This is a genomic window from Marinobacter sp. NFXS9 (assembly GCF_040148665.1).
Lineage (GTDB): Bacteria > Pseudomonadota > Gammaproteobacteria > Pseudomonadales > Oleiphilaceae > Marinobacter_A > Marinobacter_A mangrovi.
Map to the genome: position 1 here is coordinate 109,231 of NZ_JAGDDW010000007.1, position 24,889 is coordinate 134,119.

Consider the following 24,889-nt stretch of genomic DNA (forward strand, 5'->3'; position numbering starts at 1 on the left):
GTACACGCTATGGTCGAACCTAAGCTAATGCACTATTATCTCGCACGTTCGAAAAATTTAAACCAATCTCAGAAAACGTGATTAATTGAATGGCCAATCAAAGGAGATTCGAAAAACCCATTATCAGATGGGCGGGCAGCAAACGCAAACTTGTCCCGTTACTTCTAGATAATGTTCCCTCTACCTTTGATAGATATGTCGAACCATTTTGTGGCTCCGCATGTTTATTCTTTAGCCTAAAACCAAAATCTGCCCTACTGTCAGATATAAACGAAGAGCTTGTTAATGCCCTTAATTTCTTAAAAAGCTCGAGAGACGCCCGAAAAGAGCTACTCAAATTACCAAACACCAAGGAAGAGTATTACAGGATACGAGCAATAAATCCCAGCACACTCTCCAATAGCGGAAGGGCGATTAGATTCCTTTACCTTAATCGGTATTGTTTTAACGGAGTATATAGAACGAACAAACAAGGAAAGTTCAACGTGCCTCGGGGAACGAAAACCGGCGGAATTCCAAGCAGCGAGGTTTTCGATCTAGCTTACGAAACACTTAAGTGTGCGGAAATATCCTCAAACGACTATAAACAAACACTTTCAAAGCTTGTCGAAGGTGACTTTGCCTATATTGACCCCCCTTACACTAAGCTAGGGAAGTTCACCGGTGAATATGGCCTAGGTAGTTTTGACGAAGGAAATATTGAAGAGTTTTGCGAAGAACTGCGCAAGTTGAATAGCAGGGGTGTAAAGTTCCTTTTTTCCTACAGAGAAAGCGATCTTCTGTCAAAGCTATTAGGTAAAAGCTTTCAGTCAAAAAACATCCCCGTCAAACGTCATGTATCTGGGTTTAAAACCTCTTGGCAAGAATCTTCCGAAGTTTTAATTAAAAATTATGAATAAAAACAGGAAGCTGAGACTTTTGGTAATGTCTGATTTACACGCAGTTGTAAATACGGACTACTCGGATGACACCCACTTAGTATTTAAGTCCGATTCATCAGAATTTGCAGATGCCCTCCTAGACTATATAAAAGACTTAAACGAAGATTTTGATCTTTTAGTTTGTCCCGGCGATATAGCTAATAAAGCACAGCCCGGAAGTTTTTTACAGGGATGGAAGACTCTGAATAAATTTGCTGAAGAGCTTAAAATTCCCGAGCTGATTTGTGTGCCGGGCAATCATGATCACGAGTCCCGAAGGAATGAAGGTGTATTTGACCCTAAACATAAGCTACAGTTCTGCGAACCTAGGTTTCCAAGAAATAATTTCGATGAATGCACTCATTTTTGGGCGTGGCATTGGTGCCCAATTATAAACGAAGATTATAATGCAGTTATAATAAACAGTAGCGCATATCATGGATTCTACGATGAAAACGATCATGGACGAGTAGCTATTGAAGTATCTAAACAAATAGGCGACTTTATCAAATCTGATAAATTCCAAGAAAAACCAATCAATTTTTTATTGTGTCACCATCACCCCTCAAGAATGGATTATGTGGACGAAGATTACGACTTTGAAGTGATGGATGGTGCGGCTCAACTTATAAGAAAAATTGAAGATTCAGATAAAGGCCCGTGGATGATAATTCATGGCCACAAACACTTCCCAGAAATACGCTACTCACAATCACAGTCAGTAGAACCGATTGTAGCCCTTTCTGCCGGTAGCGTATCTGCAAAGCTTCACCCTGCTCTGATGAATAAGACTTCAAATCAATTTTACATAATAAGTGTAGATATCGAAAAAACAGAAAAGTACGGGAAAGCTATTGGAGAGTTCGAAACTCACGAGTGGACTTTAAAAGAAGGATGGCATCCCTCCAAGTCCGAAAATTTGCCTGCAAAAGGCGGATTTGGCAGCCCATCATCCCCTCAAGAAATCGCAAACCAAATAAAAAACTTGTTTGCATCAAAATCTGAGCCTTTCTTAGAGCAAAGTGATTTGTCTGGCATTTCGTCCGATATCGCATATTTATCTCCCACTGACTTTAAACGTCTAATAAGCAAGCTCGAAAAAATTGGTTTTGCCACGGAGACAGTTGGCAGCGAAATAATCCAAGTGGGTAAAAGCTGATGGACAATAAAACTCCGAGTATATATGAATCATTCAACGCCCGCTCCCTTACCACTAAGGCGTTGTGTGATAGCTTTATAATAAACGACCACTTCCCTAAGCTCGCATCAAATGATCACTCAATATTGGTGGGCCCACGCGGTAGTGGTAAGACGACGCTGATGAAAATGCTCCAAGTAGAGGCTTTAGAGCTTTGGGGCGGCGAATTTTCGGAAAATTATAGGGAAAATATTAACTATAGTGGCATTTTCATACCTACTGACCGACTATGGAAAAAGCAATACGACGAAATCAAGTCGTCTTATGGTTCAAATAGCGCCAAATTAACAATTTTAAACGAAATATTTTTGTACCATATACTAGATAGATTTCTAGCGACAGTAGAGTATAGGGCAGATAGAGTCCACAATAAAGTTAATGGCTTTCGTGCAGTTAAAATAAGCAGGAATTTGGAAGTGGAGCTAGTAAATGAGCTAGCCAACGTGTGGCTCATCAAACCTAAGCTACCTACTTTGAAGAGCCTTCGAATATCTTTACTTACCAAAAAAATGGAGTTATCTAATCAGCTCCACAATAAAGACCAAATTGCAAACTGCAGAAAAATAGATAACTTAATTCAATTCTTGGAGCTATCCACAAATATAGTAAACACTTACTTTAATGAAGTTGGTGAAAAGTGGTGTTTCTTATTCGATGAGCTAGAATTAGCACCTGAGTGCATAATACAGCCACTAATAAATGCTATGCGCGGCGGGCCTGCAGATATAATATTCAAGCTATCATTGTCACCTTACCATGGCGACATAGACTTCATCCATAATATTGTAAGCCCTATGGAGAAGCAGGATTACGAGCTAATCAGCCTTACAAATACAAAAGATAGAGATGGCTTACTTTTCTCGCGAAAACTATTTTCTCAGATATTTAAAAAAAGAAGCTTACATAATGAAGTTTCGGGCTATTTCGAAGAACCAAAAAAGAAGGATAAGAAGCTAATATTCTCTGAGCTATCAAAAAAAGACCCAACATTTTCTGAATATCTAAGCTCAAATTCAATTTACGTAGAGAATATCGATGCGTATACGGAAAAAGACAAGCTTACGATTATAAGGAAAATTCAATTTATTGCCGAATTGAGGAATTATTACCTAGGGAAAAATGGTCAGCGCAGAAGTATGAAGCGAGCCCCAGATTATTATGCAGGGTTCGCAAAGCTGTGCAAGGCAATGGAATATAATCCTAGGATGCTTATCGGAATGGCAAACGCCCTGGCAGCAAAAGTTCACAATAACAAGATATCTATTTCTGATCAGATTGCTGTTTTATCTGAGAGTTTAAGAACATATAACGCGTTGCTGAATACTATACCCACAAACAATAAAAACTTTATTACGCTAGCATCACTAGTTGAAAAAATCGCTAGCTTTGCTAGCGATTTTATAAAAGGAAAGCGATTTTATTCAGAACCGTACTGCTCTTTTAGATTTGATTTTGAACCTGATAATGAAACGCGAAAAGCTATTGGCTATGCTCTAAACTCAGGTGCATTCATTGTAGAGAATTCCGATAGGGATATTGAGTATACGGGGCCCCTTAAAGGGACAAGATGCCGGCTATCCTATATATTTTCTCATAGCTATGGCCTTCCTCTTACTAGCACTAGGCCAACAAATTTCTCAAAAATATTGGGATACAAGCACAACAAATCTGAAAACGGGCAGTTTGAACTATTATGAACTTCTTAAAAGAAGATTTGATTAGTGAATATGACTTCGCAATTTTCGGCTTAGGCTACGAGTCTCGATCTATAAATATTTTTCAAAAAAAAGAATTTACCGTTACTGAAACTATTTACGCGGTCGGCTATGATTATTTCACCGAGGAATTTTCGTATCAAAGTAACAAAACTTTTTTCAAGAATAATGATTGCAAAATTGAAGAGGTGTCAGACGAAGATTTCAAAAAAACTATAGAGAACATTGTTTCCGAATTTTCAGATGCGAACACACCCGTCAAGGTAATCATTGATATAACAGTGATGAGCCGCCATCGGATAGCGCGTGCCATTTGGACCTGCCTAACACTTTTACCAAAAGGCTCCGTAATATCGATAAAATATACTATATCTAACTTTGTACCACCTCCAACCATTACTCCGCCAGTAAGTGAGATAGGCGCAATAATAAATGAATTAGAGGGAAGTCCCGGAAGCATTGGCTTTCCACCTAAGCTATTAATAAGCCTAGGGTATGAACAGGGCAAAGCACTCGGCGCAGCAAACTACATAGACCCTGGAGAAATAATAGCATTCGTTCCAAAAAGCAAAATCGGTGAGTTTGGAAGCTTCGTTTTCGATAAAAACGCAGACTTATTAAAAAGCGTGTCGCCAGAGAATATTTTTGATTACAACGTACACTTTCCTTATTCGACTTATATAAACCTAAAATCTATTTGCTTAACGTTGATTAAAGACAGTCGACCAATTTTGCTTCCTTTGGGACCAAAGATAATCTCAGCAATCAGTGTTTTTCTCGGTTACGAACTATACCCAAACCTCCCAGTATGGCGCGTATCGTCGAAAGAAAATGAGCAGCCGGTGGATCGCACCGCTAGTGATCATACAATAGCTTTTAGCGTGAAAAATTAATGAAAACTTAATTCTATGCCGAGACGCTTGAAAAGAGTTTCAGTATCAATACGCCGGTCACGATGAACAGGATGCCTATCACGGCCGCCAGATCCAGCGTCTGGTTGAACACCAGCCAGCCGATCAGGGTAATCAGCGCCACGCCGACACCGGCCCAAACGGCATAGGCAATGCCGACGGGAATCGTGCGCAGGGTCAAGGCCAGGAAGTAAAACGCCAGCCCATAGCCGACCACCACCAGCAGCGACGGCCAGAATTTCGAGAAGCCTTCCGACGCCTTCAGGGCCGACGTGGCAATCACCTCAAAGCAGATCGCGGCACCGAGAATCAGCCATTGCTGCATGTTCGTTACTCCTCTTCCATTCCCTCGCCGGACGATGACGAACCGGCAAGCGTAACCGATGGCAGCGGCGGCAACCACCGGGGGAACTACGGAGGCGGCACACACGTCACTCATTGCGCTTGATCCCGCCGCCTTTCCCGGGCAGTCTGGCACCACAACAACCTCACAACAGGGCGGTCCCCGGATCCGCCCGGATGGACGACCCTATGCGATTGACGGCTACCCTGCTGCTTTTCCTGCTTTCTCTCACCGCCCTGAACGCCAGCGCCCTTGAGCGCAGCTGCGCCCCGGAAGACAACGCCTGGCTGCCGAGCCGCTATTACGACGCGGGTGAAATCGTTTTTTATGACGGCAAATGGTGGGCGGCCCAGGAATGGCAGGAAGGCAAGCGCCCGGACGGTGGCGGCTTCGCCTGGAAACCACTGGACAAGGACCCGGACTGCAAGACACCCACCAAGGCGAAAGGCCGTAGCAACAACGCCGGCTCCGCCGTGGGTAGTGCCAACGGTCACGATACGGCGCTGGGCGAACCGGGCGATCAGTCAGAAGCGGACTGCCAGCCGGCGCCGGATTGGACCTTCTCCGACACCTACACAGTCGGCCAGTGGGTGACCTACAAGGGCCAGATTTTCAAAGCGATCCGGCCGACCACCGGCGACATGCCGGGCGTGGCCGATCCGCCCCACTGGGCACCGGTCAAAACCCGCTGCCCGGTGGATCACTAGGAGGCCATCTCGGCGTCCCGGGCATTCAGCCAGCGCGCCAGGTTACGCAGGATCCGGCGCGCCAGTTTGCGGGCCTTTTCCGTATAGGGGCCTTCGAAGTGGGTGTCGAGGGTGTGGTTGAAATGGTCGAACCAGAGTTCGAAGTGTTCACGGCTCAGGGGGAACTTGTCGTGGACGCGTTCATGGCGATAGACCATGTTACGGTGGTAGGTGTCCTTGCCCAGTAGCATCTTGCACCAGTAGCCTTCGATCATCGGCAGATGCTCGGCCAGATGCACGCCAGCCACCTCCATGAACACCGGTTCCATCACCGGATCATCCAGCAGGCTGGCGTAGAACAGCTGTACCATGCGGTGGATCGCAGCAGGATTGTCGAGATCCATAGGCCCTCCGCCCCATTCAGGTTCGGGAATGCCTCAGGCATTCCTCCGGCGAACTTCTGATGATAACGCAGGTTTACCCGAACCCGTCACCCCGTTTTTGCAACGGGTCACCGGTCAGCCCACCAGCCCCGCCGACTGGATAAAGCCGGCGATCCCGGACATCACGATTTCCGCCGCCATCGCCGACAGGATCAGGCCACTGATTTTGGACATGATGTTCAAGCCGGTCTTGCCCAGCGCCTTTTCCAGGTAACCCGACAGGTGCAGCAACACGCCCAGGGCCAACAGTCCGGTGACCAGCCCCAGCAAACCACCGGCCATTTCCGGCACCGTGTTGAGCTCGGCGCCATACACCAGAATCGCACCGATGGTGGCCGGCCCGATGATGATGGGAATCGCCAGCGGCACCACCGCGACATCGTCCCGGTTTTCTTCCGGCAGACTGGTGGCGTGGTTGCGGGTGCCGCTGGTCACCAGGCTGATCGCGGTCAGGAACAGCAGCGATCCGGCACCGATCCGGAAGGAATTGAGCGTGATCCCGATCGCTTCGAACAGCAACGGGCCGGCGAAGAACAGCACCAGCCCGAGGACCAACGCCGAAAACACCGATCGGTTGATCACCCGCTTCTTCTGGCCAGCGTCATCACCCCGGGTCAGGGCCAGGAACATGGTGACGACGAAGAACGGCGCCAGCAGGAACAGGAAGCGGATGGCGCTACTCAGATAGGTCGCGAAAAACGTGTGTAACATGGCAATTCCGGTCAACAAACAGGAGGAAACTCAAAGGGCTGCAGACCATAGCCTAGACCGGTACCGACGACTATGCGTAGTTGCAACCGGTGGGCAATGGGTTTCCATACACGGGTGTATTGTGGGAAGCTGACGGACCCAAAACCGACCCATCGGAGAGCCTATGCCATTGAGCCGCCCGGAAACCCTCGAGACACCGCGAGGACAATTTGCCTATCGGGAAAGCGGGCCCACCGATGGACCGGTCGTGGTCATGATCCACGGCTGGCCGGAAAGCAGCTATTGCTGGGCCGGCGTCGCCGAGCATCTGGACCCGGACCTGCGGGTGATCGCACCGGACCTGCGCGGGCTCGGCGACAGTGAACGCACCCCGGGTCAGGAACCCTACCGCAAAGCCGCTCTGGCACGGGACGTTATGGCGCTGCTGGACACGCTGGAGATCGACGATTTCTATCTGGTGGGCCACGACTGGGGCGGCATCGTCGCCCAGGAAATCGCGCTGGCGATCCCCGACCGGGTGAACAAACTGGTGATCATGAACATTGCGATCATCAACAACCTGAAGGGCAACCAGGAAGTGATCGAGACGGTGCGCTCCGGCAGTGGCAGTGTGTACTGGTACCAGCACTTCCTGCAGACCCCGGATCTACCGGAGGCCATGATCCCCGGCAACGAGAAAACCTGGCTCAAGCATTTCCTGCGCACCTGGAGCCGCGACGGCTTTCCCGAGGACGCTCTGCAGGAATACGTGCGCATGTTCCGCATTCCCGGCACGCCGGGTGCCAGCGCCAACTACTACCGCACCTTCCACGACGACGCCAAACGCTGGGCTACCACCGCCGGCCACATCTGGCCCATGCCGGGGCTGTACATCTACGGCAACCGGGACAAGGTCATCATCCCCGAGTACCTGAACCACATCGAAGACTGTTTTGAGAGCATCCGGGTGGAACAGGTGGATGCCGCCCACTTCCTGCAGGAGGAGAAGCCGGCGGAAGTCGCCGGTTACCTGAACGATTTCCTGGGAGAGTAATCAGGGACGAGAGGTGCTGGCATCGGCTTTCGGGGCCGCCGGCTTGCGGAACAGCACGTAGTTGCCCAGCAGGGCCAGCACGGCGCCGACAACGGCGGGTGCGGTCCACTGGAAACCTTCCAGCCAGGTGGACACGCTCAGCGCGACAACCGGGAACAACACGGTGGCATAGCCCGCGCGGTCGGCGCCGAGCGTCCGGATCACCGTCAGGTAGCTGTAGAACGCGATGATCGAGCCGGGGATCGCCAGGAACAGCGTCGCACCCCAGAAGCTGGGCGCGGCCGGCAACTGCCATTCAACGCCCTTGATCAGGCACCAGACACCCAGGATCACCGCCCCGTAGAACATCGCCCAGGCATTGCCCGCCAATAGCGGCACCTCGGCCGCACGGACCTTGAGGCTGATCAGGTTGCCGAAAGAGAACCAGTAAGTGCCTGCCAGCGCAAACAGGATGGCCGAGGCGCGGGCATTACCCAACTCCAGATCGGTCCAGAACAGCAGCGCCACCCCGGTCACACCCAACGCCACTGCGGGATAGATCCGCCGGTTCGGCGTCAGGCGCAGCAACAGCCAACCGTTGAAGGCGTTGAACAGGGCCGCCAGGGAAAACACCACCGCCAGCAGGCCGGAGGTCATGGATTCGGCAGCCCGATAGATCAGCAGGAAATTAACGCTGTAGAGGGTCAGCCCCTGCAACACCAGCCAGCGATGCTGCAGCAAACTCAATTTGGGAAGCTGGCGCGCCAGCTTGAGCACGCCCAGGGTCACCGCCGCCGCCAGCACAAATCGATAGAATACCGAGATATCCACAGGCGCCGACTCCACCTGCAGGCGAATCGCCGTCCAGGTCAGCCCCCAGATCAGGACCGTCAGGCAGTAATGTGCGGCGATGGGCATGGGTTACGTCCTTGTCGCGAAATCCTCGAAACAGGACCGAAAGGGTAGCGTAACCCCGAAAGAAATGCTGCAGGGCGGCGTCACCTGTCGCTTTGGCGACACCGCTTGTCGTCAGGAGTTGTTGAGGATATCGACAATCTCGCGGGTGTCGCGGATCACGCGGTATACCTTGTCTTCAATCCGCACACGGTCGTAGCGCCCATCGAGGTGGTGAACCTCGCCGTAGCGATAGTAATCGCGAGGCAGGTGATCTCCGCGGTGCAGTTTTTTCTGCCATCCAGGCGGCAACGATTCCCCCCGATCGACCTTTTTCTGCAGGCCTGGCGGCAAGTCATCGTAACCATCGTGATGGTGGCCACCGGCGTAGGCGACACTCACAGCCCCGGTCAGCAGGACAGCGGTCATCAGTAGACGTTTCATGGCGGTTACTCCCTGGCCATCTTCGGTACAGGAACGCTACCACGTGTGTGGCGATGCGTGCCGTTACCAAAGCTTAAAGAACCTGTCATGCATCGTGCTGGCCCATGACGATGCGCGCCATCAGGTCCTCTATGCGGCCGATGTCATCCTCCTCCCCGCTGCGCCCGGTCAGGACGACCTGGGAACCGATGGTCGCAACGTAGAGCAGGAGTGAGAGATCCCGCGTACGCTCCGGGTCGCTGCTGATGCGACTGAACAGAGAGGCATTCTGGCTGATCCGCGCCTCGTCGACTTCGGCCACCAGCTCGGCGGCGTAGGTATTGCGACGGGCAAAGTCGCGGACCGCCAGCTCCACCTGCAACCGGCGCACGTTGCGGGCGGCGTCGGTCAGCAGCAGCTCCAGGATCTGACGCAGTTCGGTTTCCACATCCCCACCCTGGGGCTTCCAGTACTGCAATTCGTGCAGGCGGCGATCGCGCCAGCGGTTGAGGAAACTGACCACCAGGTCTTCATGGTCCTTGAAGTGCCAGTAGAAGCTGCCCCGGGTGACGCCCAGCTTCTTGGCCAGGGTCAGCACCCGCAAGTGACTGAAACCACCGGCGGCCACTTCGCCGGCGGCCGCGTCCAGCCAATCGTCCCGCGTGAGCTGACTCTTGTCGCCGGTGGCCAATCGACCGCGTTTGGCCCGGGTTTTCGCTTCACTCATACCGCTTATCGTTCCTGTCGAGACATCATGACGTGGGATTCTACATGAACCGGCCAACCGTTGACCGCACCCACAACATACATTAGTGTACGGAAAAACAATACACCAGTGTATGGAGCCATCACCCGACGACTCCGTCACCTGTCTTCCATCTTTCGCGCGGGTCGGCGCCTTGGTTCGCCCCGCCTGCCAACAAGGAGCAACGCGATGAGTAGCGCGCACTACGACGTGAACGGCGAGATCGCCGTTATCCGCCTGGATAACCCGCCGGTGAACGGCCTGGGACTGACCCTGCGCCAGGGGATTGTGGATGGCATCAAACAGGCCGAAGGCGACGACGCTATCAAGGCCGTGGTCCTGATCGGCTCCGACCGGGCCTTCTCCGGCGGCGCCGACATCAGCGAGTTCGGCACGCCGAAGATGCTGGCCGAGCCGATCCTGACGACCGTCATCCATTACCTCGATACGGCGAAAAAGCCGGTCATCGCTGCCATTAGCGGCGCCTGCATGGGCGGCGGTCTGGAACTGGCCCTGGGCTGTCATTACCGCGTCGCCAAACCGGACGCACAGATCTCGCTGCCGGAAGTGAAACTGGGCATCCTGCCCGGTGCCGGCGGTACCCAGCGCCTGCCGCGAGTGATCGGCGTCGAGCACGCCCTGAATATGATCGTCTCCGGCGCGGCCGTGCCGGCCAAACAGTTCCAGGGCAGCCCGCTGTTTGATGACATTATTGACGGCGACCTGCTGGAAGGTGCTCTCGCCTATGCGAAAAAAGTGGTTGCCGAGAAACTGCCGCTCAAGCGCGTACTTGACCTGAAGGCGACCCACGCCAATCCGGAAGGATTCTTCATGTTTGCCCGCAACACCGTGGGCGCGGTGGCCAAGAACTACCCGGCTCCATTGAAGTGCGTGGACGCGGTGGAGGCCGCCGTCACCAAGCCGTTTGACCAGGGCATGGCCGTCGAGCGTGAAGCCTTCGCCAACCTGCTGCAGACTCCCGAATCCAAGGCCCTGCGCCACGCGTTCTTCGCCGAGCGCCTGACCAGCAAGATCGCCGACGTACCGAGCGACACCCCGACCCGCGACATTAAGCAGGTGGGCGTGATCGGCGGCGGCACCATGGGCACCGGCATCACCATCAACTTCCTCAACGCCGGCATTCCGGTGACGCTGGTGGAGATGAAGCAGGAAGGCCTGGACCGGGGCGTCGCCGCCATCCAGAAGGTCTACGAAGGCCGGGTGAAGAAAGGCAAGATGAGCGAAGACAAGGCAAAAGCCTGCCTGGATCTGCTCACCCCCAGCCTGTCCTATGACGACCTCAAAGACGCGGATCTCGTGATCGAGGCGGTGTTCGAGGAAATGGGCGTCAAGCAGTCCGTTTTCGAAACGCTGGACGCCACCTGCAAGCCGGGTGCGATCCTTGCCTCCAACACCTCCACCCTGGACCTGAACAAGATCGCCAGCTTCACCCAGCGTCCGGAAGACGTCATTGGCCTGCACTTCTTCAGCCCCGCCAACATCATGAAGCTTCTGGAAGTGGTGCGCGGCGACGAGACCGCCAAGGACGTGCTGGCCACGGCCATGAAACTGGCCAAGACCATCAAGAAGACCGCTGTGGTCTCCGGCGTCTGCGACGGTTTCATCGGCAACCGCATGATCAACCAGTACCAGCGTGAAGCCATCCTCATGCTGGAAGAAGGCGCCACGGTGCAGCAGATCGACAAGGCCATCGAGAAGTTCGGCTTCGCCATGGGCCCACTGCGCATGGCGGATCTGGCCGGCGGCGACATCGGCTGGGCCATTCGCAAGCGCCTGTACGCCGAGCACCCGGACATGACGAAGATGGTCGTGGCCGACCGCCTGTGCGAGATGGGCCGCTATGGCCAGAAAACCGGCTCCGGCTTCTACCGCTATGAGCCGGGCAACCGCAACGCCCTGCACGACCCGGAAGTGGACAAGGTGCTGGACGAAGTCCGCGCCGAGCTGGGCATCACCCCGCGCAAGATCAGCAACCAGGAAATCGTCGAGCGCTGCGTCTACGCCTTAGTGAATGAGGGTGCGCGCCTGCTGGACGAAGGCATCGCCCAGCGGGCCTCCGACATCGACATGGTGTACCTGACCGGCTACGGCTTCCCGGTGTTCCGCGGCGGGCCCATGCACTACGCCGAGGAAGTGGGTCTGCCCAATGTGGTTCGAGCCATGGAGCCCTTCGCCAACACGCACACCCAGCCGGGCTTCTGGGAACCGGCTCCGCTGCTGGCGCGCTGCGCCGCCGAGGGCAAGCGTTTCGATGAGCGCGCCCAATAAGTCGGGTATCCGGTCAACGAATTTCAGCGGGGTTGCCTGCGGGCAGGCCCGCCAACAGGAGAATTGTTATGTCCAATGATGTCGTCATCGTATCCACCGCCCGTACGCCGCTGGCCAAGTCCTGGCGCGGCGGGCTGAACATGACCCACGGCGCTACCCTGGCCGGCCATGCCATCCAACACGCGGTCGAGCGCTCGAAGGTCGATCCCAATGAAATCGAAGACGTGCTGATGGGCTGTGCCCTGCCCGAAGGCTCCACCGGCAACGACGTGGCCCGCATGGGTGCGATCCGCGCCGGACTGCCGGTCACCGTCGGCGGCGCCACCATCAACCGCTTCTGCTCGTCCGGCCTGCAGGCCATCGCCATGGCGGCCCAGCACATTGCGGTGGATAAAGTCCCCGTGATGGTCGCTGGCGGTGTGGAATCCATCTCCACCGTGCAGGCCAACGTGAACCAGAACTACCTGATGGAACCCTGGCTGGCCAAGCACAAGCCGGAACTCTACTGGTCCATGCTGCAGACAGCGGAAACCGTCGCGGAGCGCTATGGCATCAAGAAGGAAGCCATGGACGAGTACGGCGTGCGCTCGCAGCAGCTGGCCGCCAAGGCCCGTGAAGAGGGTAAATTCAACGACGAGATCGTGCCCATTACCACCACCATGGGCGTGGCGGACAAGGCCACCGGTCAGCTGAGCACGAAAGAGGTCACCGTCAGCCAGGACGAGGGCATCCGCCCGGATACCAACCTGGAAGGCGTTAGCAAGATCCGCTCGGCCATGCCCGGCGGCGTGGTCACGGCCGGTAACGCCAGCCAGTTCTCCGACGGCGCCTCCGCCTGCGTGCTGATGGACGGCACACTGGCACAACAGCGCAACATCGAACCGCTAGGCATCTTCCGCGGCTTTGCTGTCGCCGGCTGTGAGCCGGACGAGATGGGCATCGGCCCGGTGTTCGCCGTGCCCAAGCTGCTCAAGCGTCACGGCCTGACCGTCGATGACATCGGCCTGTGGGAGCTGAACGAAGCCTTCGCCGTCCAGGTGCTGTATTGCCAAGAAAAGCTGGGCATCCCGATGGATCGCCTGAATGTGAACGGCGGCGCGATCGCCGTGGGCCACCCTTACGGCACCACCGGTTCCCGCCTGGTCGGCCACGCGCTGATCGAAGGCAAACGGCGCGGCGTAAAGTACGTGGTGGTGACCATGTGCGTAGGCACAGGCATGGGTGCGGCCGGGCTGTTTGAAGTCGCCTGACGTAAACCTGAGGCTGATGCTTTGGAGGTGGGCGCCAAGACTTGATCGAAACCAGTGGATGCCATCGCTGGAGCAGAGGACAGGATGTCCTCGTCGCATAAGCGGCCATGGACGGCCCTCTTAGGCGACGGAAGCGATGGCATTCACTGGTTTCAGCCCCAAGTTTGCGAGCTCGAGCAGGAAGCCAAGGGACACCCTTGCCTACGCTGTATTAGACGGCCTTCCCTGGCCGGCTAATACGACCGGGACATCCCTGTCCCTCCTTCGGCAAGGGCATCCCCTGGCTTCCCGGCAAGTCTGGAGTGAGCGCCTATCAGGCGAAAATGACTTGCCAGCACCTGCAGAACCACCGGAAATCAAACCATCAGCTACATTTAAAACGAGCACCCACAACAAGACAGCGTTTCCAGACGTCGACCTGACAACGAGGTTAGCCATGGACCTGAACTATACCCCCGAACAGGAGGCCTTCCGTGAGGAAGTGCGCCGGTTCCTGAAAGACAATCTCCCCAAAGACATTCGCGATCGTGTCAAAAAGCGCCTGCGCCCGGACAAGGCGATGACCCAGCGCTGGCAAAAAATTCTGTTCGACCAGGGCTGGGGCGCATCCACCTGGCCGAAGGAACATGGCGGCCCGGGCTGGTCGCCCGTCGAACAGCTGATTTTCGAAGAGGAATGCGCCCTCGCCGGTGCGCCGCGCCAGTTGGATTTCGGCCTGCGCATGGTCGCCCCGGTGATCATGGCCTTCGGCAACGAAGAGCAGAAGCAAAAGTACCTGCCGCGCATCCTCAGTGGTGAGGACTGGTGGTGTCAGGGCTACTCGGAGCCCGGCGCCGGTTCCGACCTCGCCTCACTGAAGACCAAGGCGGTCCGCGAGGGCGATCATTACGTCGTCAACGGCCAGAAAACCTGGACCACCCTGGGTCAGCACGCCAACTGGATCTTCTGCCTGGTGCGCACCAGCAACGAGGGCAAGCCACAGGAAGGCATTTCCTTCTTCCTGATCGACATGAACACCCCCGGCATCGACGTGCGGCCCATCATCATGCTCGACGGCGAGCACGAGATTAACGAGGTCTACTTCGACAACGTGAAGGTGCCTGTGGAAAACCTCGTCGGCGAGGAGAACAAGGGCTGGACCTACGCCAAGTTCCTGCTGGGCCATGAGCGCACCGGCCTGGCCAACGTCGGCCAGTGGAAAGCCATGATGAAGCGCCTGCGTGAAGTGGCCGACGAGCAGCCGGATGGCGATCGGGCGCTGATCGAAAACCCCCGGTTCCGTGACCGCCTCGCCCAGTTGGAAATCGAGCTTCGCGCTCTGGAGTTGACGGTCCTTCGGGTGTTGACTGACGAGAACGGTCCAGGCCCACAGGCCTCGATCCTCAAGATCCGAGGAACCGAGATCGGCCAGGCGCTGTTCGAGCTGATGATGGAAGCGGTGGGGCCCGACGCCCTGGCGCACATTCCGGAAGCGCTGGAGCTGGACTACCCCGGATCCCGGGTCGGCTCGCCCGACGCCACACCGGCCGCCGGCGACTACTTCAACATGCGCAAGCTATCGATTTTTGGCGGGTCCAACGAGATCCAGCGCAATATCATCGCCCAACGGGTTCTGGGACTGTAAGGAGGCGCGCATCATGAATTTCAATCTCACCGAAGAACAGCAAATGCTGCAGGACTCCCTGCGCCGCTTCCTGGCCAACGAATACGGCTTCGAGAAGCGCAAGGAGATCATTGCCGCCGGCCAGGGTCTGGACAAGCCGACCTGGAATGCGTTCGCGGAAATGGGCCTGCTGGGCTACACACTGCCGGAGGAATACGGCGGCCTGGGCGGTAATGCGATGGACACCTTGCTGGTGATGGAAAGTTTCGGCCGTGCGCTGGTGATTGAGCCCTACCTGTCCACCGTCGTGTTGGGCGGCGGCATCATCCAGGACGCCGGTTCCGACGAGCAGAAAGAACGGATCCTGCCGAAAATCGCCACCGGCGAGGAGTTCCTGGCCTTGGCCCATCAGGAACCCGGCGGGCGTCACAACCTGGATTACGTGAGAACGGAGATCCAGAAACACGGCGACGACTACATCCTGAACGGGCGCAAGACGGCCGTGCTGAATGCCGCCGGCGCGCACTACCTGATCGTCTCCGGACGGCGGGGTGGGCGGCCGACAGAGCCGGTTTCCCTGTTCCTGGTGAACCACGACACCTCCGGCGTCGAGATCGAGGAATACACCACCCATGACGGTCACCGGGTGGCCGACGTGATCCTCGACAGCGTGATGGTCAGCGACGACGACCGTATCGGCGCCCGCGGCCAGGCCATGCCCATCGTCGAGAAGGGCGTGGACCGGGCGATCGCCGCCCTGTGCGCCGAAGCCGTCGGGGCCATGGAAGCGCTCAACGAAACCACCATGGAGTACGTCAAGACCCGCCAGCAGTTCGGCATGCCCATCGGCAAGTTCCAGGTCATTCAGCACCGTCTGGCGGACATGTTCATCGCCGCCGAGCAGGCCAAATCCATGGCCATCCTGGCCGCCAGCATGGCGGACTCCGACGACCGCAAACAGCGCCGCGAAGCCGTGTCGATGGCCAAGACCCTGGTCGGTCAGTCAGCCCGCTACGTGGGCCAGCAGGCGGTCCAGCTGCACGGCGGCATGGGCGTGACGGACGAGATGTTCGCGGCGCACCTGTTCAAGCGGCTGACGCTGATCAACCTGCAATTTGGCGACGCCGACTACCACCTCGGACAAGTCAGCGACGGGCTGCTGAAAAGCGCCTGAAACCTGCCGGGTGCTGTCATGGCGGCAGCACCCGCTTCAACCACAAGGGGAAGTGAGTGAGCGTTAAACAACTCTTCGACCTGAGCGGCAAGGTGGCCCTGATCACCGGCGGTTCCCGGGGTCTGGGCCTGCAAATGGCCGAAGCACTGGGCGAAATGGGGGCCAAGGTTGCCCTCACCGCCCGCAAGCAGCACGAACTGGATGAGGCCGAAGCGCACCTCAAGCAACAGGGCGTCGAGGTGATGACCCTGGCAGCCGACATGTCCGATCTGGAAGGCATTCCGGCGGTTGTGGACAAGATCGTTGCCGGTCTGGGCGATATCGACATCCTGGTCAACAACGCCGGCGCCACCTGGGGCGCGCCCGCCGAGGATTACCCGGCCGAAGGCTGGATGAAAGTGATGAACCTCAACGTCAACGCGGTCTTCTTCCTGACCCAGACCGTGGCGAAGAAATGCTTCATCCCGCGCCAGTCCGGCAAGGTCATCAACATCGCCTCCATCGCCGGCCTGTCCGGCAACCCGGAAGCCATGAAGACCATCGCCTACAACACCAGTAAAGGCGCCGTGGTGAACTTCACCCGGGCGCTGGCGTCGGAATGGGGCCACCACAACATCAACGTGAACGCCCTGTGCCCGGGCTTCTTCCCGTCCAAGATGTCCCAGGGCCTGCTGGACGCCCAGGGCGACACCATGCTGGACCGCATTCCGCTGAACCGGTTCGGCGGTGAGGAGGATCTGAAAGGGGCCGCAGTGCTGATGGCGTCCGAGGCAGGCCGGCATATTACCGGGCAGTGTCTGGCGGTAGATGGGGGGACACTGGTGAGCTAATCCACCGATACCCGCGGTGAACTCCGCAAGCCGCGGGTATAACCGGGTTGGATGAGATACCTCAGGCACTCTCCAACCCTGCAAGCTGGCAAAACCAGTCCTATGCTGAAAAGGTAATGACGTGCCTCAAGTGGACTGCCACCACTGGGATATGATCATGACCTCACAATCCCCCGACATGCATTCGCACCCGGGCACGGTCACGGCGCTCATCCTCTCTGCTGTCCTCTTGCTTCCTGCTAAGACGATTGCCGAATCCAATTGCCGCGAGCCCCTGGTCCCCGAGGATCAGGTACGACGGGCAGCCGGCGTTACCGTCACAGGCGTGGGGTTGATCACAGCGTGGGGAATCGTGAATTGGGATTATTTCTCCGTCTCACCCACCGCGTCTTCTGAAGGGTGGTTCGGCCAGGATACGCCGGAGGGCGGCGCCGACAAGCTTGGACACCTGTTCACCACGTATGCAACGACCCAAGGGGTTGCCAGTCTGTTTGAACACTGGTGTTTCACGCCGGAGGATGCCGCTCTCTATGGTGCGCTCTCGTCATTTACCATGCTGAGCTACATGGAGCTCGGAGACGCCTTCAGTGACTATGGGTTCTCTTATGAAGACCTGATCGCCAATGCGATCGGCGGCATTGCGGGCTACTACCGATACCGGTACCCCTCCCTGGCCAAGAAGATCGATCTTCGCTGGGAAGTCGGCTTCCAGCCGAATCAGGGCGACATTGTGACCGATTACGACAACGCCAAATACTTGGTGGCGGTCAAGCTCAACGGTTTCGATCTTCCGGGAAACAGCTTTCTTCGGCATCTCGAGCTGCATGCCGGCTACTACACCCGGGGCTACTCGGCCCCGGACGAACCCGATGAAAGAACGCTGTATATCGGCATCGGACTGAACCTGACGGATCTGTTTCGCCGGCACGGACATCACAAGGTGGCCACGTTCCTCAACTACTACCAACCACCGTTCACTTATATCCCGTTGGAGAAAACACTGCCGGAGTAACGGGTGATCCGTCCGGTTCCTCATCAGGCCGGCACGGCCTCTCCAGCGACTTCCCGCAATGACGCCGACGTCTCGCACACATAATGCTGCGCGTCGAACCGGTTTGTCTGCTGCCGGAAGGCCCAGGTAAAGCTCGGCCACAGGGTGGTGTTCTTGCCGTTCTCGTTCACGTACCAGCTGTTGCAGCCGCTATCCCAGACCGAGCCGTCGGACTTGGCCTGCAGCATGGCGTTGTAATCCGCCTGGACACCTTCCTTCACATCGACCGCTTCCCAGCCCTGCTGGCGCATCTGGGCCAGCGCGTCCATGACGTACTGGATCTGGGATTCGATCATGTAGACCATCGAGCTGTGGCCCAGGCCGGTGTTGGGACCGACCAGCATGAAGAAGTTGGGGAAACCGTGCACGGTGGTGCCCTTGTAGGCTTCGGCGCCGTCGCGCCAGGCGTCCAGCAGATCACGGTTGCCGCGGCCGAAGATCATGCCGTGGGGAATCGGATCCTGGGCCTTGAAGCCGGTGCCAAAGATGATGGCGTCCACTTCCCGCTCCACGCCGTTTTTATCCACAACCCCGCCGGCCGTGACTTCCTGGATACCGTCGGTGCGTACGTCCACATGGTCCTGCGCCAGGGCCGGATAATAGTTGTTCGACAGCAGGATGCGCTTGCAGCCGATGGTGTAGTCCGGCGTCACTTTCTTGCGCAGGGCCTTGTCGGGGATCTGCTTGCGGATATGGCGACGGGCTTCCAGCTCGGCCACTTTCATCAGGCGCGGATTCAGGGCCAGCGCCAGGACACGGGATTCCAGCTGCCAGTAGATGGAATTGCGCAAGGCCGACTGGGCCGCCGGTACGCGGCGGAACAGCGCCTTCTCCCAGCCTTTCATAGGCCGGTCCGGCTTGGGCATGACCCACGGCGGCGTACGCTGGTAGAGATCCACGCGGGCGGCTTCTTTCGCCACTTCCGGTACGAACTGGATGGCACTGGCGCCGGTGCCGATCACGGCCACCCGCTTACCTTTCAGGTCGTAGCCGTGGTCCCAGTCCTGGGAATGGAACATCTTGCCCTTGAAGCGATCAAGGCCCTCGATGCTCGGATAGGCCGGCGTGCTCAGCCCGCCCATGCCCGAGACAAGAATGTTCGCCTCCAGCGCCTCGAAGGCCGGCAGGTCGGGATCGTTCACGTCCAGAGTATCGCCGGGCTTGAGGTCATGCTTCTGCATGTAGGCCCACAGTACCGGGCTGTCGGCGGTCTCCAGCTTCCACAGGTTGCGCTGGTCGTCGAAGTGGGCAGTCGCCAGGTGTGTATTGAAGCGGATGTGCCTCATCAGACCGTACTTCTCAGCGCAATGGCGCAGGTAGTCGAGTATTTCCCCTTGCTGGGCGTACATCCGCGACCAGTTCGGGTTCTGCTCGAACGAGAAGGAATACAACGCCGACTGGACGTCACAGGCGCAGCCCGGGTAATGGTTGTCGCGCCAGGTGCCCCCGACGTCGCTGCCCTGTTCCAGGATCACGAAATCCTCGTAGCCGGCTTCCTTCAGCTTGATGCCCATACCCAGCCCGGCAAAGCCGGTGCCGATGATTGCAATCGGAGTCTTGTCAGTCATAACCACCACACCTCGTTGTCGCTTGTGCGCGTCTTGTTGTCAGCGATGGCTCCCGAGTAGACACCTGTCTACCTGAGCCAGTAGACAGATGTATACACCCCATGTAGACGACTGTATACTTTTGCTGATCGAAAAATAGGCGTTTGGCCCATAGCGACAAGAAGGCGTCCTGATGAGCGTGATGACCGGAGGAAAACTGAAGCTGGTGCAGGCGGCCCTGCGGCTGATTACCGAAAGCCGCAGCCTGACCTCACTGGGTCTGCGCGAACTGGCGCGCGAGGCGGGGCTGAACCCCAATACCTTCTACCGGCATTTCCGCAATCTCGACGAGTTCGGCCTGCAGGTGCTGGGCTATATCGCCGAAGAGATGAAAACCGGCGTGCGGGAACTGCGCCGGATGGCGGAGAGTTCCGACCAGGCGTCCCGGGAGACGGTGGCCTTTGTCTATCACTATTTCCTGAACAACGCCGCGGCGACGACGGTGGCCGTGCGTGAACTGCATGGCCCGTCACCGGTACTGCGCCGGGCCTTGGAAAGCCAACTGGACGCCAGCGCCCGGGAGATGGCCGAGGACATCATCGAACGCCGGCTTGTGCCGGGTGTGGATAACGCCACGGTCCACGAGATCTCCCACATGACGATCCGCTACATCCTGTTCCGGGCCATGGACTACATCGAAAAACCCGGGCAGCGCGATCGCATCCAGATCGAAACCGAACACTTCATCAACCGCCAGTTCCGCGGCGCGCTCGTGGAATCCCTGCCGCCCGAGACCATCGCCCGCTGGGTCAGTAAAAACTAACCCAGGAGAGATAGTGGGCGCTTACTTCTTGGTCGTGTTGTAAACGTAGGAATCGACCGTATCGTCGGCGTTGAAGCGCACCACCAGGTCGGTGGTCTGGGCATCGCTGAAGGCGGACCAGCGATACTTGCCGTAGGTCCAGGTGGACTTGCCGTCCTCGATCCCGGTGCGCCAGGGCTCACCGAACATCTGCCGGATATCGGCGCGGGTGGTCTGGTCGATGCGGATCTGATCGACGTTCTGGGTGGGGAAATCGTGGCCGACCGTGGCACAGCCGGCGGTGAGGGCCGTTGCAACGACAACGGCGCCAAACAGCGGTTTCATTCCTGGCATCACGTCACTCCGTCAATGGATGATGCCTCCATCATACGCAACAACGTGACGTGTGCGATTACGGACCGGTAAGCCGGCCCGCAATCGCGCGGCCCTCTTCGTACCGCTCGGAATCAGTAAAGCTTGGCCAGAGACTTCTTGGCGAACGGCTCGACGTCACCGATACGCCCTTCCTTCACCTTCACCAGCCACTCCGGATCTTGCAGCAGCGCGCGGCCCACGGCGATCAGTTCGAACTCGTGGTTGTTCATGCGCTCCACCAGCTCGTCGATGCCGGACTGCTCCACCGCATCTTTCTTGCTGGCAAAGGTGCCGCTGATGAAGTCCTCGGTCAGGCCAACGCTGCCGACGGACATCGTGGGCTTGCCGGACAGCTTCTGGGTCCAGCCGGCCAGGTTCAGGTCGGAACCTTCGAATTCCGGTTCCCAGAAACGACGGGTCGACGCGTGGAAGATATCCACACCCGCCTCCGCCAGCGGTTTTAGGAACGCTTCCAGCTCTTCCGGCGTCTTGGCCAGCTTGGCGTCGTAGTCCTGCATCTTCCACTGGGAGAAACGCAGCATGATCGGGTAGTCCGGACCCACCCGGTGGCGGACCGCCTCGATGATCTCGATGGCAAAGCGCTGGCGATTGGCCATGCTGCCGCCGTACTCGTCATCCCGCTGGTTGGTGCCTTCCCAGAAGAACTGGTCGATCAGGTAGCCGTGGGCGCCGTGGATCTCGACACCGTCAAAGCCCAGCGCCTTGGCATCCTGGGCCGCATCGGCAAACGCGTTGACCACGTCGGCGATGTCTTCTTTGCTCATGGCCTTGCCGTTGGGCTTGCCCGGCGCGTAGAAGCCGGACGGGCTGTAGCCCGGTACGGACGGATCCGGCTCCATGCCTTCCTTGCGCACGGCACCCACGTGCCAGAGCTGCGGGAAGATCGCGCCGCCGGCGTCGTGGACCGCATCGACGACCTTTTTCCAGCCCGCCAGCGCGTCGGTGCCGTGGAAAGCCGGCACGTTCTCATACCCGTTGGCCGCCGCGTGGTTCACGGTGGTGCCCTCGGTGATCAGCAGGCCCACGCCACCTTCGGCGCGTCGGCGATAGTAATCCACCACGTTTTCACCCGGGACATTGCCCGGCGAGAAATTGCGGGTCATCGGTGCCATGGCAACGCGGTTGCGCAGTTTCAGATCATTCAGTTCAAAGGGGTCAAACAGGGGACCGAGATTCATGGTCATGGAAGTAGCCTCCTGAGGAAATGGAGCGCCGGACGACACGCGGCGAATTTGGTTTCGTTATGCAACCCTATTTAATCTGGTTTTAAAATGCAACTCTTTTCGGTAGACTCGAACCATGGCCAGAAAACGTTTTGATGATTCCAACTGCTCCGTGGCCCGGGCCCTGAATGAAGTCGGGGACTGGTGGTCGCTGCTGATCGTACTGCAGGCGATGTACGGCACCCGCCGCTTCGTCGACTTTCAGCAGGAACTCGGCATTGCCCGCAATATCCTCTGCGACCGCCTGGCCCGCCTGGTGGATAACGAGGTCCTGCGCAAGGTGGAAGTGGGTGAACACGGCTCGCGGCATGAATATCGCCTGACCGAGAAAGGCCGGGACCTGTTTCCGGTGGTGGTCGCCCTGCGCCAGTGGGGCGACAAGTGGAATCCGGCCCCCCATTGCGGCGCCCTGGATCTTCGCGACCGGGCCACCGGCCAGCCGATTCGGCCCATGACCGTACAGAGCGCCGATGGGGACCCCCTTTCGGTACGCGATGTGTTTATGCCGGACGCCGAGAGCACCTCCAAAACCGGTTGATTCAGCACTGCATTTTTTGAGCTGAATCAACGGATTGATGATTCCCGCCCGGCGCTCTCCGAATTCTTGCGTCAGATCAATATCCTACGCCGGCGACGCCCTACTCTCAGGCTATTCCCTCTTTTCATATCAAGGAGATAGCCATGAGAAAGACCGTCCGTAACGGCCTGATTGCAGTCGCCCTGTTACCCGCTTCCCTCGCCCAGGCCCATGAGGCCGGCGACCTGATCCTGCGGGCCGGAGCGGCTATGGTCGATCCACACGATTCCAGCGGCGACGTCCGGGTTGGCAGCACCAAACTGGATAACTGGAAAGTGAGCGTCGATTCCGACACGCAACTCGGTCTGACCGCCAGCTATATGCTGAGCCAGCATTGGGGGATCGGCGTGTTGGCCGCCACGCCTTTCAAACACGACATCAATGGCGCCGGTGCCCTGGGCGGTGCCGGCAAGCTGGCCGAAACCAAACATCTGCCGCCCACCGTCACGCTCCAGTATTTTCCGCTGGATCCGGGGATGACGATTCAGCCGTATGGCGGGATTGGCGTGAATTACACCCACTTCTTTGACGAGAAAACCACAGATACGCTAACCAACGCCCTGGGCGCGGCTTCAACCGATATCAAGCTGGATGACAGTGTGGGTCTGGCGGCCGAGTTGGGAGCCGACGTGATGCTGACCGATCGATTGCTGCTGAACGCCGCCGTCTGGTATGCGGACATCGACACGACAGCCACCATCAAGGCCTACGATGGCGCCGGCAACAAAGTGGCCACCGGGAAGGTCGATGTGGATATCGATCCGTTCGTCTACATGATCGGCGTCGGATACCGGTTCTGAGCCGGCCGGAAAGGAAACGGGCCGATACGGGATCGGCCCGTTTTGAGGCTAGGCGTTAGCGGACGGACGACGAGCGCCACCGCCGGAACGACCCCGACCGCCACGACGGCGCGAGCTGTTATTACGCGGGGGTCCACCAGCGTTACGCTTGCTGCCGTTACCGCCGCGCCCCTGATCACTGCGGGGTTTGGTGACCAGGGCAACACTGGGTTCGAACCCGTCGATCACTTCCCGCGTCAGGTCCTGCTTGATCAGCTTTTCAATGCCGCCCAGCAGCTTGCCTTCGTCGGCACTGACCAGTGAGACCGCGTGGCCGCTCTCGCCGGCCCGGCCGGTACGACCAATCCGGTGCACGTAGTCTTCCGGCACGTTCGGCAGCTCAAAATTCACCACTTGGGGCAGTTGCTTGATGTCCAGGCCCCGGGCGGCGATGTCCGTCGCTACCAGGACGCGAATCTCGCCTTCTTTGAAATGGCTCAGGGCCCGGGTGCGGGCGTTCTGGGATTTGTTTCCGTGAATCGCCGCCGCGGTGATCCCGTCACGCTCCAGTTTCTGGGACAGCCGGTTGGCGCCGTGCTTGGTGCGGGTAAACACCAGCACCTGCTGCCAGTCGTTGTCATGCACCAGACGGGCGAGCAGCGCCGTCTTGCGATTCTGGTCCACCGGGTGAACCGTCTGACGCACGGTTTCAGCGGTGGTGTTGCGCGGTGCCACGTCGATCTGGACCGGCTCATTCAGCAGGCCTTCCGCCAGCTTGCGGATCTCCGCTGAGAACGTCGCTGAAAACAGCAGGTTCTGACGCTGTTTCGGCAGCAGGGCCAGGATCTTGCGGATGTCGCGGATAAAGCCCATGTCGAGCATGCGGTCCGCTTCGTCCAGCACCAGTATGTCCAGCGCGTCAAAACGCACGGCGCCCTGCTGGTACAGGTCCAGCAGCCGGCCGGGTGTGGCGACCAGCACATCGACGCCTTCGCGCAGTTTCCGGATCTGCGGGTTAATCTTGACGCCGCCGAAGATGACGGCGGAGCTCACCGACTGGTAGCGGCCATAACGCCCCACGCTCTCGCCCACCTGGGCGGCCAGTTCGCGGGTCGGTGCCAGCACCAGCGCGCGCACGCCCTTGCCACGACGCGGCAGCTCACCAAGACGCTGCAACAGCGGCAGCGTGAAGCCGGCAGTCTTGCCGGTACCGGTTTGCGCAGCGGCCATAACGTCGCCACCCGACAAGACGGCCGGAATAGCCTGGGCCTGGATGGGGGACGGCTCTTCGTAACCCTGTTCGCGGGTCGCACGCAACAATGCCTCGGACAGGCCGAGTGATTCAAAACTCATAGGTATGATCTCGT

The 24,889-nt window shown here is 57.7% G+C and carries 25 protein-coding genes; 15 read left to right on the top strand and 10 right to left on the bottom strand.

Features of this window, described 5'->3' with window-relative positions; genetic code table 11:
• Positions 1–89 precede the first annotated feature (89 nt).
• The 4 genes from J3364_RS12580 to J3364_RS12595 are packed head-to-tail and all read left to right on the top strand — an operon-like array spanning position 90 to position 4,726.
• Positions 90–899, top strand: a complete 810-nt coding sequence (locus J3364_RS12580; RefSeq protein WP_349558682.1) for a DNA adenine methylase — start codon at positions 90–92, stop codon at positions 897–899.
• Positions 892–2,079 carry a metallophosphoesterase family protein gene (locus J3364_RS12585; protein WP_349558683.1) on the top strand — a complete coding sequence of 396 codons (1,188 nt, stop codon included), beginning with the start codon at positions 892–894 and terminating at the stop codon, positions 2,077–2,079. Before J3364_RS12580 ends, J3364_RS12585 begins: the two co-directional genes overlap by 8 nt.
• Positions 2,079–3,815, top strand: coding sequence for an ORC-CDC6 family AAA ATPase (locus J3364_RS12590; protein ID WP_502882512.1), 1,737 nt, complete (start codon positions 2,079–2,081; stop codon positions 3,813–3,815). The genes J3364_RS12585 and J3364_RS12590 overlap by 1 nt, the downstream gene beginning before the upstream one ends.
• Complete coding sequence (locus J3364_RS12595) at positions 3,812–4,726, top strand: hypothetical protein (RefSeq protein ID WP_349558685.1); 915 nt, start codon at positions 3,812–3,814, stop codon at positions 4,724–4,726. The genes J3364_RS12590 and J3364_RS12595 overlap by 4 nt, the downstream gene beginning before the upstream one ends.
• A gap of 13 nt (positions 4,727–4,739) precedes the next feature.
• On the opposite strand, the gene J3364_RS12600 is transcribed toward J3364_RS12595, so the two are convergent.
• The gene (locus tag J3364_RS12600) at positions 4,740–5,069 is read right to left on the bottom strand and encodes a DMT family transporter (protein WP_349558687.1); all 330 of its coding nucleotides are present in this window, start codon (positions 5,067–5,069) and stop codon (positions 4,740–4,742) included.
• Positions 5,070–5,275: 206 nt separating this feature from the next.
• Here J3364_RS12600 and J3364_RS12605 point away from each other — a divergent pair, with 206 nt between their 5' ends.
• Positions 5,276–5,794, top strand: a complete 519-nt coding sequence (locus J3364_RS12605) for a hypothetical protein (protein WP_349558688.1) — start codon at positions 5,276–5,278, stop codon at positions 5,792–5,794.
• Here J3364_RS12605 and J3364_RS12610 read toward each other — a convergent pair.
• Together J3364_RS12610 and J3364_RS12615 are read right to left on the bottom strand one after the other, a co-directional pair.
• Complete coding sequence (locus J3364_RS12610; RefSeq protein WP_349558689.1) at positions 5,791–6,177, bottom strand: group III truncated hemoglobin; 387 nt, start codon at positions 6,175–6,177, stop codon at positions 5,791–5,793. The genes J3364_RS12605 and J3364_RS12610 overlap by 4 nt on opposite strands.
• Positions 6,178–6,291: 114 nt before the next feature.
• Positions 6,292–6,927 (bottom strand): MarC family protein, encoded by a 636-nt coding sequence (locus J3364_RS12615; RefSeq protein ID WP_349558690.1) that lies wholly within the window; start codon positions 6,925–6,927, stop codon positions 6,292–6,294.
• A gap of 163 nt (positions 6,928–7,090) precedes the next feature.
• Here J3364_RS12615 and J3364_RS12620 point away from each other — a divergent pair, with 163 nt between their 5' ends.
• On the top strand, positions 7,091–7,960 hold the full coding sequence (locus J3364_RS12620) for an alpha/beta fold hydrolase (protein ID WP_349558691.1): 870 nt from the start codon (positions 7,091–7,093) through the stop codon (positions 7,958–7,960).
• On the opposite strand, the gene J3364_RS12625 is transcribed toward J3364_RS12620, so the two are convergent.
• The 3 genes from J3364_RS12625 to J3364_RS12635 all read right to left on the bottom strand — a co-directional run bounded on the left by J3364_RS12625 (position 7,961) and on the right by J3364_RS12635 (position 9,983).
• Positions 7,961–8,857, bottom strand: a complete 897-nt coding sequence (locus J3364_RS12625; protein ID WP_349558692.1) for a DMT family transporter — start codon at positions 8,855–8,857, stop codon at positions 7,961–7,963.
• Positions 8,858–8,968: 111 nt separating this feature from the next.
• The gene (locus tag J3364_RS12630) at positions 8,969–9,277 is read right to left on the bottom strand and encodes a hypothetical protein (protein WP_349558693.1); all 309 of its coding nucleotides are present in this window, start codon (positions 9,275–9,277) and stop codon (positions 8,969–8,971) included.
• A gap of 85 nt (positions 9,278–9,362) precedes the next feature.
• Complete coding sequence (locus J3364_RS12635) at positions 9,363–9,983, bottom strand: TetR/AcrR family transcriptional regulator (protein WP_349558694.1); 621 nt, start codon at positions 9,981–9,983, stop codon at positions 9,363–9,365.
• Between the two features lie 207 nt (positions 9,984–10,190).
• On the opposite strand from J3364_RS12635, the gene J3364_RS12640 reads away from it, so the two are divergent.
• From J3364_RS12640 to J3364_RS12665, 6 genes are all read left to right on the top strand, one after another.
• Positions 10,191–12,290 (top strand): 3-hydroxyacyl-CoA dehydrogenase NAD-binding domain-containing protein, encoded by a 2,100-nt coding sequence (locus tag J3364_RS12640; RefSeq protein WP_349558695.1) that lies wholly within the window; start codon positions 10,191–10,193, stop codon positions 12,288–12,290.
• Positions 12,291–12,358: 68 nt separating this feature from the next.
• Positions 12,359–13,540, top strand: a complete 1,182-nt coding sequence (locus J3364_RS12645; RefSeq protein WP_349558696.1) for an acetyl-CoA C-acyltransferase — start codon at positions 12,359–12,361, stop codon at positions 13,538–13,540.
• 436 nt (positions 13,541–13,976) lie between these two features.
• On the top strand, positions 13,977–15,164 hold the full coding sequence (locus J3364_RS12650; RefSeq protein WP_349558698.1) for an acyl-CoA dehydrogenase family protein: 1,188 nt from the start codon (positions 13,977–13,979) through the stop codon (positions 15,162–15,164).
• Between the two features lie 13 nt (positions 15,165–15,177).
• Positions 15,178–16,317, top strand: coding sequence for an acyl-CoA dehydrogenase family protein (locus tag J3364_RS12655; protein WP_349558699.1), 1,140 nt, complete (start codon positions 15,178–15,180; stop codon positions 16,315–16,317).
• Between the two features lie 56 nt (positions 16,318–16,373).
• A complete protein-coding gene (locus tag J3364_RS12660; protein WP_349558700.1) occupies positions 16,374–17,147 on the top strand; it encodes an SDR family oxidoreductase in 774 nt (257 codons plus the stop codon).
• A 157-nt stretch (positions 17,148–17,304) separates the two neighbouring features.
• Positions 17,305–18,159: a DUF2279 domain-containing protein gene (locus J3364_RS12665; protein WP_349558701.1), complete on the top strand. Its 855-nt coding sequence runs from the start codon at positions 17,305–17,307 to the stop codon at positions 18,157–18,159.
• A 23-nt stretch (positions 18,160–18,182) separates the two neighbouring features.
• Here the strand turns inward: J3364_RS12665 and J3364_RS12670 are convergent, their stop codons facing one another.
• Positions 18,183–19,766, bottom strand: a complete 1,584-nt coding sequence (locus J3364_RS12670) for a flavin-containing monooxygenase (RefSeq protein ID WP_349558702.1) — start codon at positions 19,764–19,766, stop codon at positions 18,183–18,185.
• Between the two features lie 172 nt (positions 19,767–19,938).
• Between J3364_RS12670 and J3364_RS12675 the strand changes: the two genes are divergently transcribed.
• Entirely contained in the window at positions 19,939–20,568 is a 630-nt protein-coding gene (locus tag J3364_RS12675) for a TetR family transcriptional regulator (protein WP_349558703.1), read from the top strand.
• A gap of 21 nt (positions 20,569–20,589) precedes the next feature.
• Here the strand turns inward: J3364_RS12675 and bamE are convergent, their stop codons facing one another.
• The gene (gene bamE, locus J3364_RS12680; protein WP_349558704.1) at positions 20,590–20,901 is read right to left on the bottom strand and encodes an outer membrane protein assembly factor BamE domain-containing protein; all 312 of its coding nucleotides are present in this window, start codon (positions 20,899–20,901) and stop codon (positions 20,590–20,592) included.
• Between the two features lie 113 nt (positions 20,902–21,014).
• Positions 21,015–22,127: an NADH:flavin oxidoreductase gene (locus J3364_RS12685; protein ID WP_349558705.1), complete on the bottom strand. Its 1,113-nt coding sequence runs from the start codon at positions 22,125–22,127 to the stop codon at positions 21,015–21,017.
• Between the two features lie 115 nt (positions 22,128–22,242).
• Here J3364_RS12685 and J3364_RS12690 point away from each other — a divergent pair, with 115 nt between their 5' ends.
• The gene (locus tag J3364_RS12690; protein ID WP_349558706.1) at positions 22,243–22,704 is read left to right on the top strand and encodes a winged helix-turn-helix transcriptional regulator; all 462 of its coding nucleotides are present in this window, start codon (positions 22,243–22,245) and stop codon (positions 22,702–22,704) included.
• Positions 22,705–22,847: 143 nt separating this feature from the next.
• Positions 22,848–23,543, top strand: coding sequence for an OmpW/AlkL family protein (locus J3364_RS12695; RefSeq protein WP_349558707.1), 696 nt, complete (start codon positions 22,848–22,850; stop codon positions 23,541–23,543).
• Between the two features lie 48 nt (positions 23,544–23,591).
• Here J3364_RS12695 and J3364_RS12700 read toward each other — a convergent pair whose 3' ends face one another.
• Positions 23,592–24,875, bottom strand: coding sequence for a DEAD/DEAH box helicase (locus J3364_RS12700; protein ID WP_349558708.1), 1,284 nt, complete (start codon positions 24,873–24,875; stop codon positions 23,592–23,594).
• Positions 24,876–24,889: the final 14 nt, after the last annotated feature.

Coding starts and splice junctions, on each gene's coding strand:
- J3364_RS12580 (WP_349558682.1), top strand. CDS start 90: ATGGCCAATCAAAGGAGATTCGAAAAACCCATTATCAGATGGGCGGGC.
- J3364_RS12585 (WP_349558683.1), top strand. CDS start 892: ATGAATAAAAACAGGAAGCTGAGACTTTTGGTAATGTCTGATTTACAC.
- J3364_RS12590 (WP_502882512.1), top strand. CDS start 2,079: ATGGACAATAAAACTCCGAGTATATATGAATCATTCAACGCCCGCTCC.
- J3364_RS12595 (WP_349558685.1), top strand. CDS start 3,812: ATGAACTTCTTAAAAGAAGATTTGATTAGTGAATATGACTTCGCAATT.
- J3364_RS12600 (WP_349558687.1), bottom strand. CDS start 5,069: ATGCAGCAATGGCTGATTCTCGGTGCCGCGATCTGCTTTGAGGTGATT.
- J3364_RS12605 (WP_349558688.1), top strand. CDS start 5,276: ATGCGATTGACGGCTACCCTGCTGCTTTTCCTGCTTTCTCTCACCGCC.
- J3364_RS12610 (WP_349558689.1), bottom strand. CDS start 6,177: ATGGATCTCGACAATCCTGCTGCGATCCACCGCATGGTACAGCTGTTC.
- J3364_RS12615 (WP_349558690.1), bottom strand. CDS start 6,927: ATGTTACACACGTTTTTCGCGACCTATCTGAGTAGCGCCATCCGCTTC.
- J3364_RS12620 (WP_349558691.1), top strand. CDS start 7,091: ATGCCATTGAGCCGCCCGGAAACCCTCGAGACACCGCGAGGACAATTT.
- J3364_RS12625 (WP_349558692.1), bottom strand. CDS start 8,857: ATGCCCATCGCCGCACATTACTGCCTGACGGTCCTGATCTGGGGGCTG.
- J3364_RS12630 (WP_349558693.1), bottom strand. CDS start 9,277: ATGAAACGTCTACTGATGACCGCTGTCCTGCTGACCGGGGCTGTGAGT.
- J3364_RS12635 (WP_349558694.1), bottom strand. CDS start 9,983: ATGAGTGAAGCGAAAACCCGGGCCAAACGCGGTCGATTGGCCACCGGC.
- J3364_RS12640 (WP_349558695.1), top strand. CDS start 10,191: ATGAGTAGCGCGCACTACGACGTGAACGGCGAGATCGCCGTTATCCGC.
- J3364_RS12645 (WP_349558696.1), top strand. CDS start 12,359: ATGTCCAATGATGTCGTCATCGTATCCACCGCCCGTACGCCGCTGGCC.
- J3364_RS12650 (WP_349558698.1), top strand. CDS start 13,977: ATGGACCTGAACTATACCCCCGAACAGGAGGCCTTCCGTGAGGAAGTG.
- J3364_RS12655 (WP_349558699.1), top strand. CDS start 15,178: ATGAATTTCAATCTCACCGAAGAACAGCAAATGCTGCAGGACTCCCTG.
- J3364_RS12665 (WP_349558701.1), top strand. CDS start 17,305: ATGACCTCACAATCCCCCGACATGCATTCGCACCCGGGCACGGTCACG.
- J3364_RS12670 (WP_349558702.1), bottom strand. CDS start 19,766: ATGACTGACAAGACTCCGATTGCAATCATCGGCACCGGCTTTGCCGGG.
- J3364_RS12675 (WP_349558703.1), top strand. CDS start 19,939: ATGAGCGTGATGACCGGAGGAAAACTGAAGCTGGTGCAGGCGGCCCTG.
- bamE (WP_349558704.1), bottom strand. CDS start 20,901: ATGCCAGGAATGAAACCGCTGTTTGGCGCCGTTGTCGTTGCAACGGCC.
- J3364_RS12685 (WP_349558705.1), bottom strand. CDS start 22,127: ATGACCATGAATCTCGGTCCCCTGTTTGACCCCTTTGAACTGAATGAT.
- J3364_RS12690 (WP_349558706.1), top strand. CDS start 22,243: ATGGCCAGAAAACGTTTTGATGATTCCAACTGCTCCGTGGCCCGGGCC.
- J3364_RS12695 (WP_349558707.1), top strand. CDS start 22,848: ATGAGAAAGACCGTCCGTAACGGCCTGATTGCAGTCGCCCTGTTACCC.
- J3364_RS12700 (WP_349558708.1), bottom strand. CDS start 24,875: ATGAGTTTTGAATCACTCGGCCTGTCCGAGGCATTGTTGCGTGCGACC.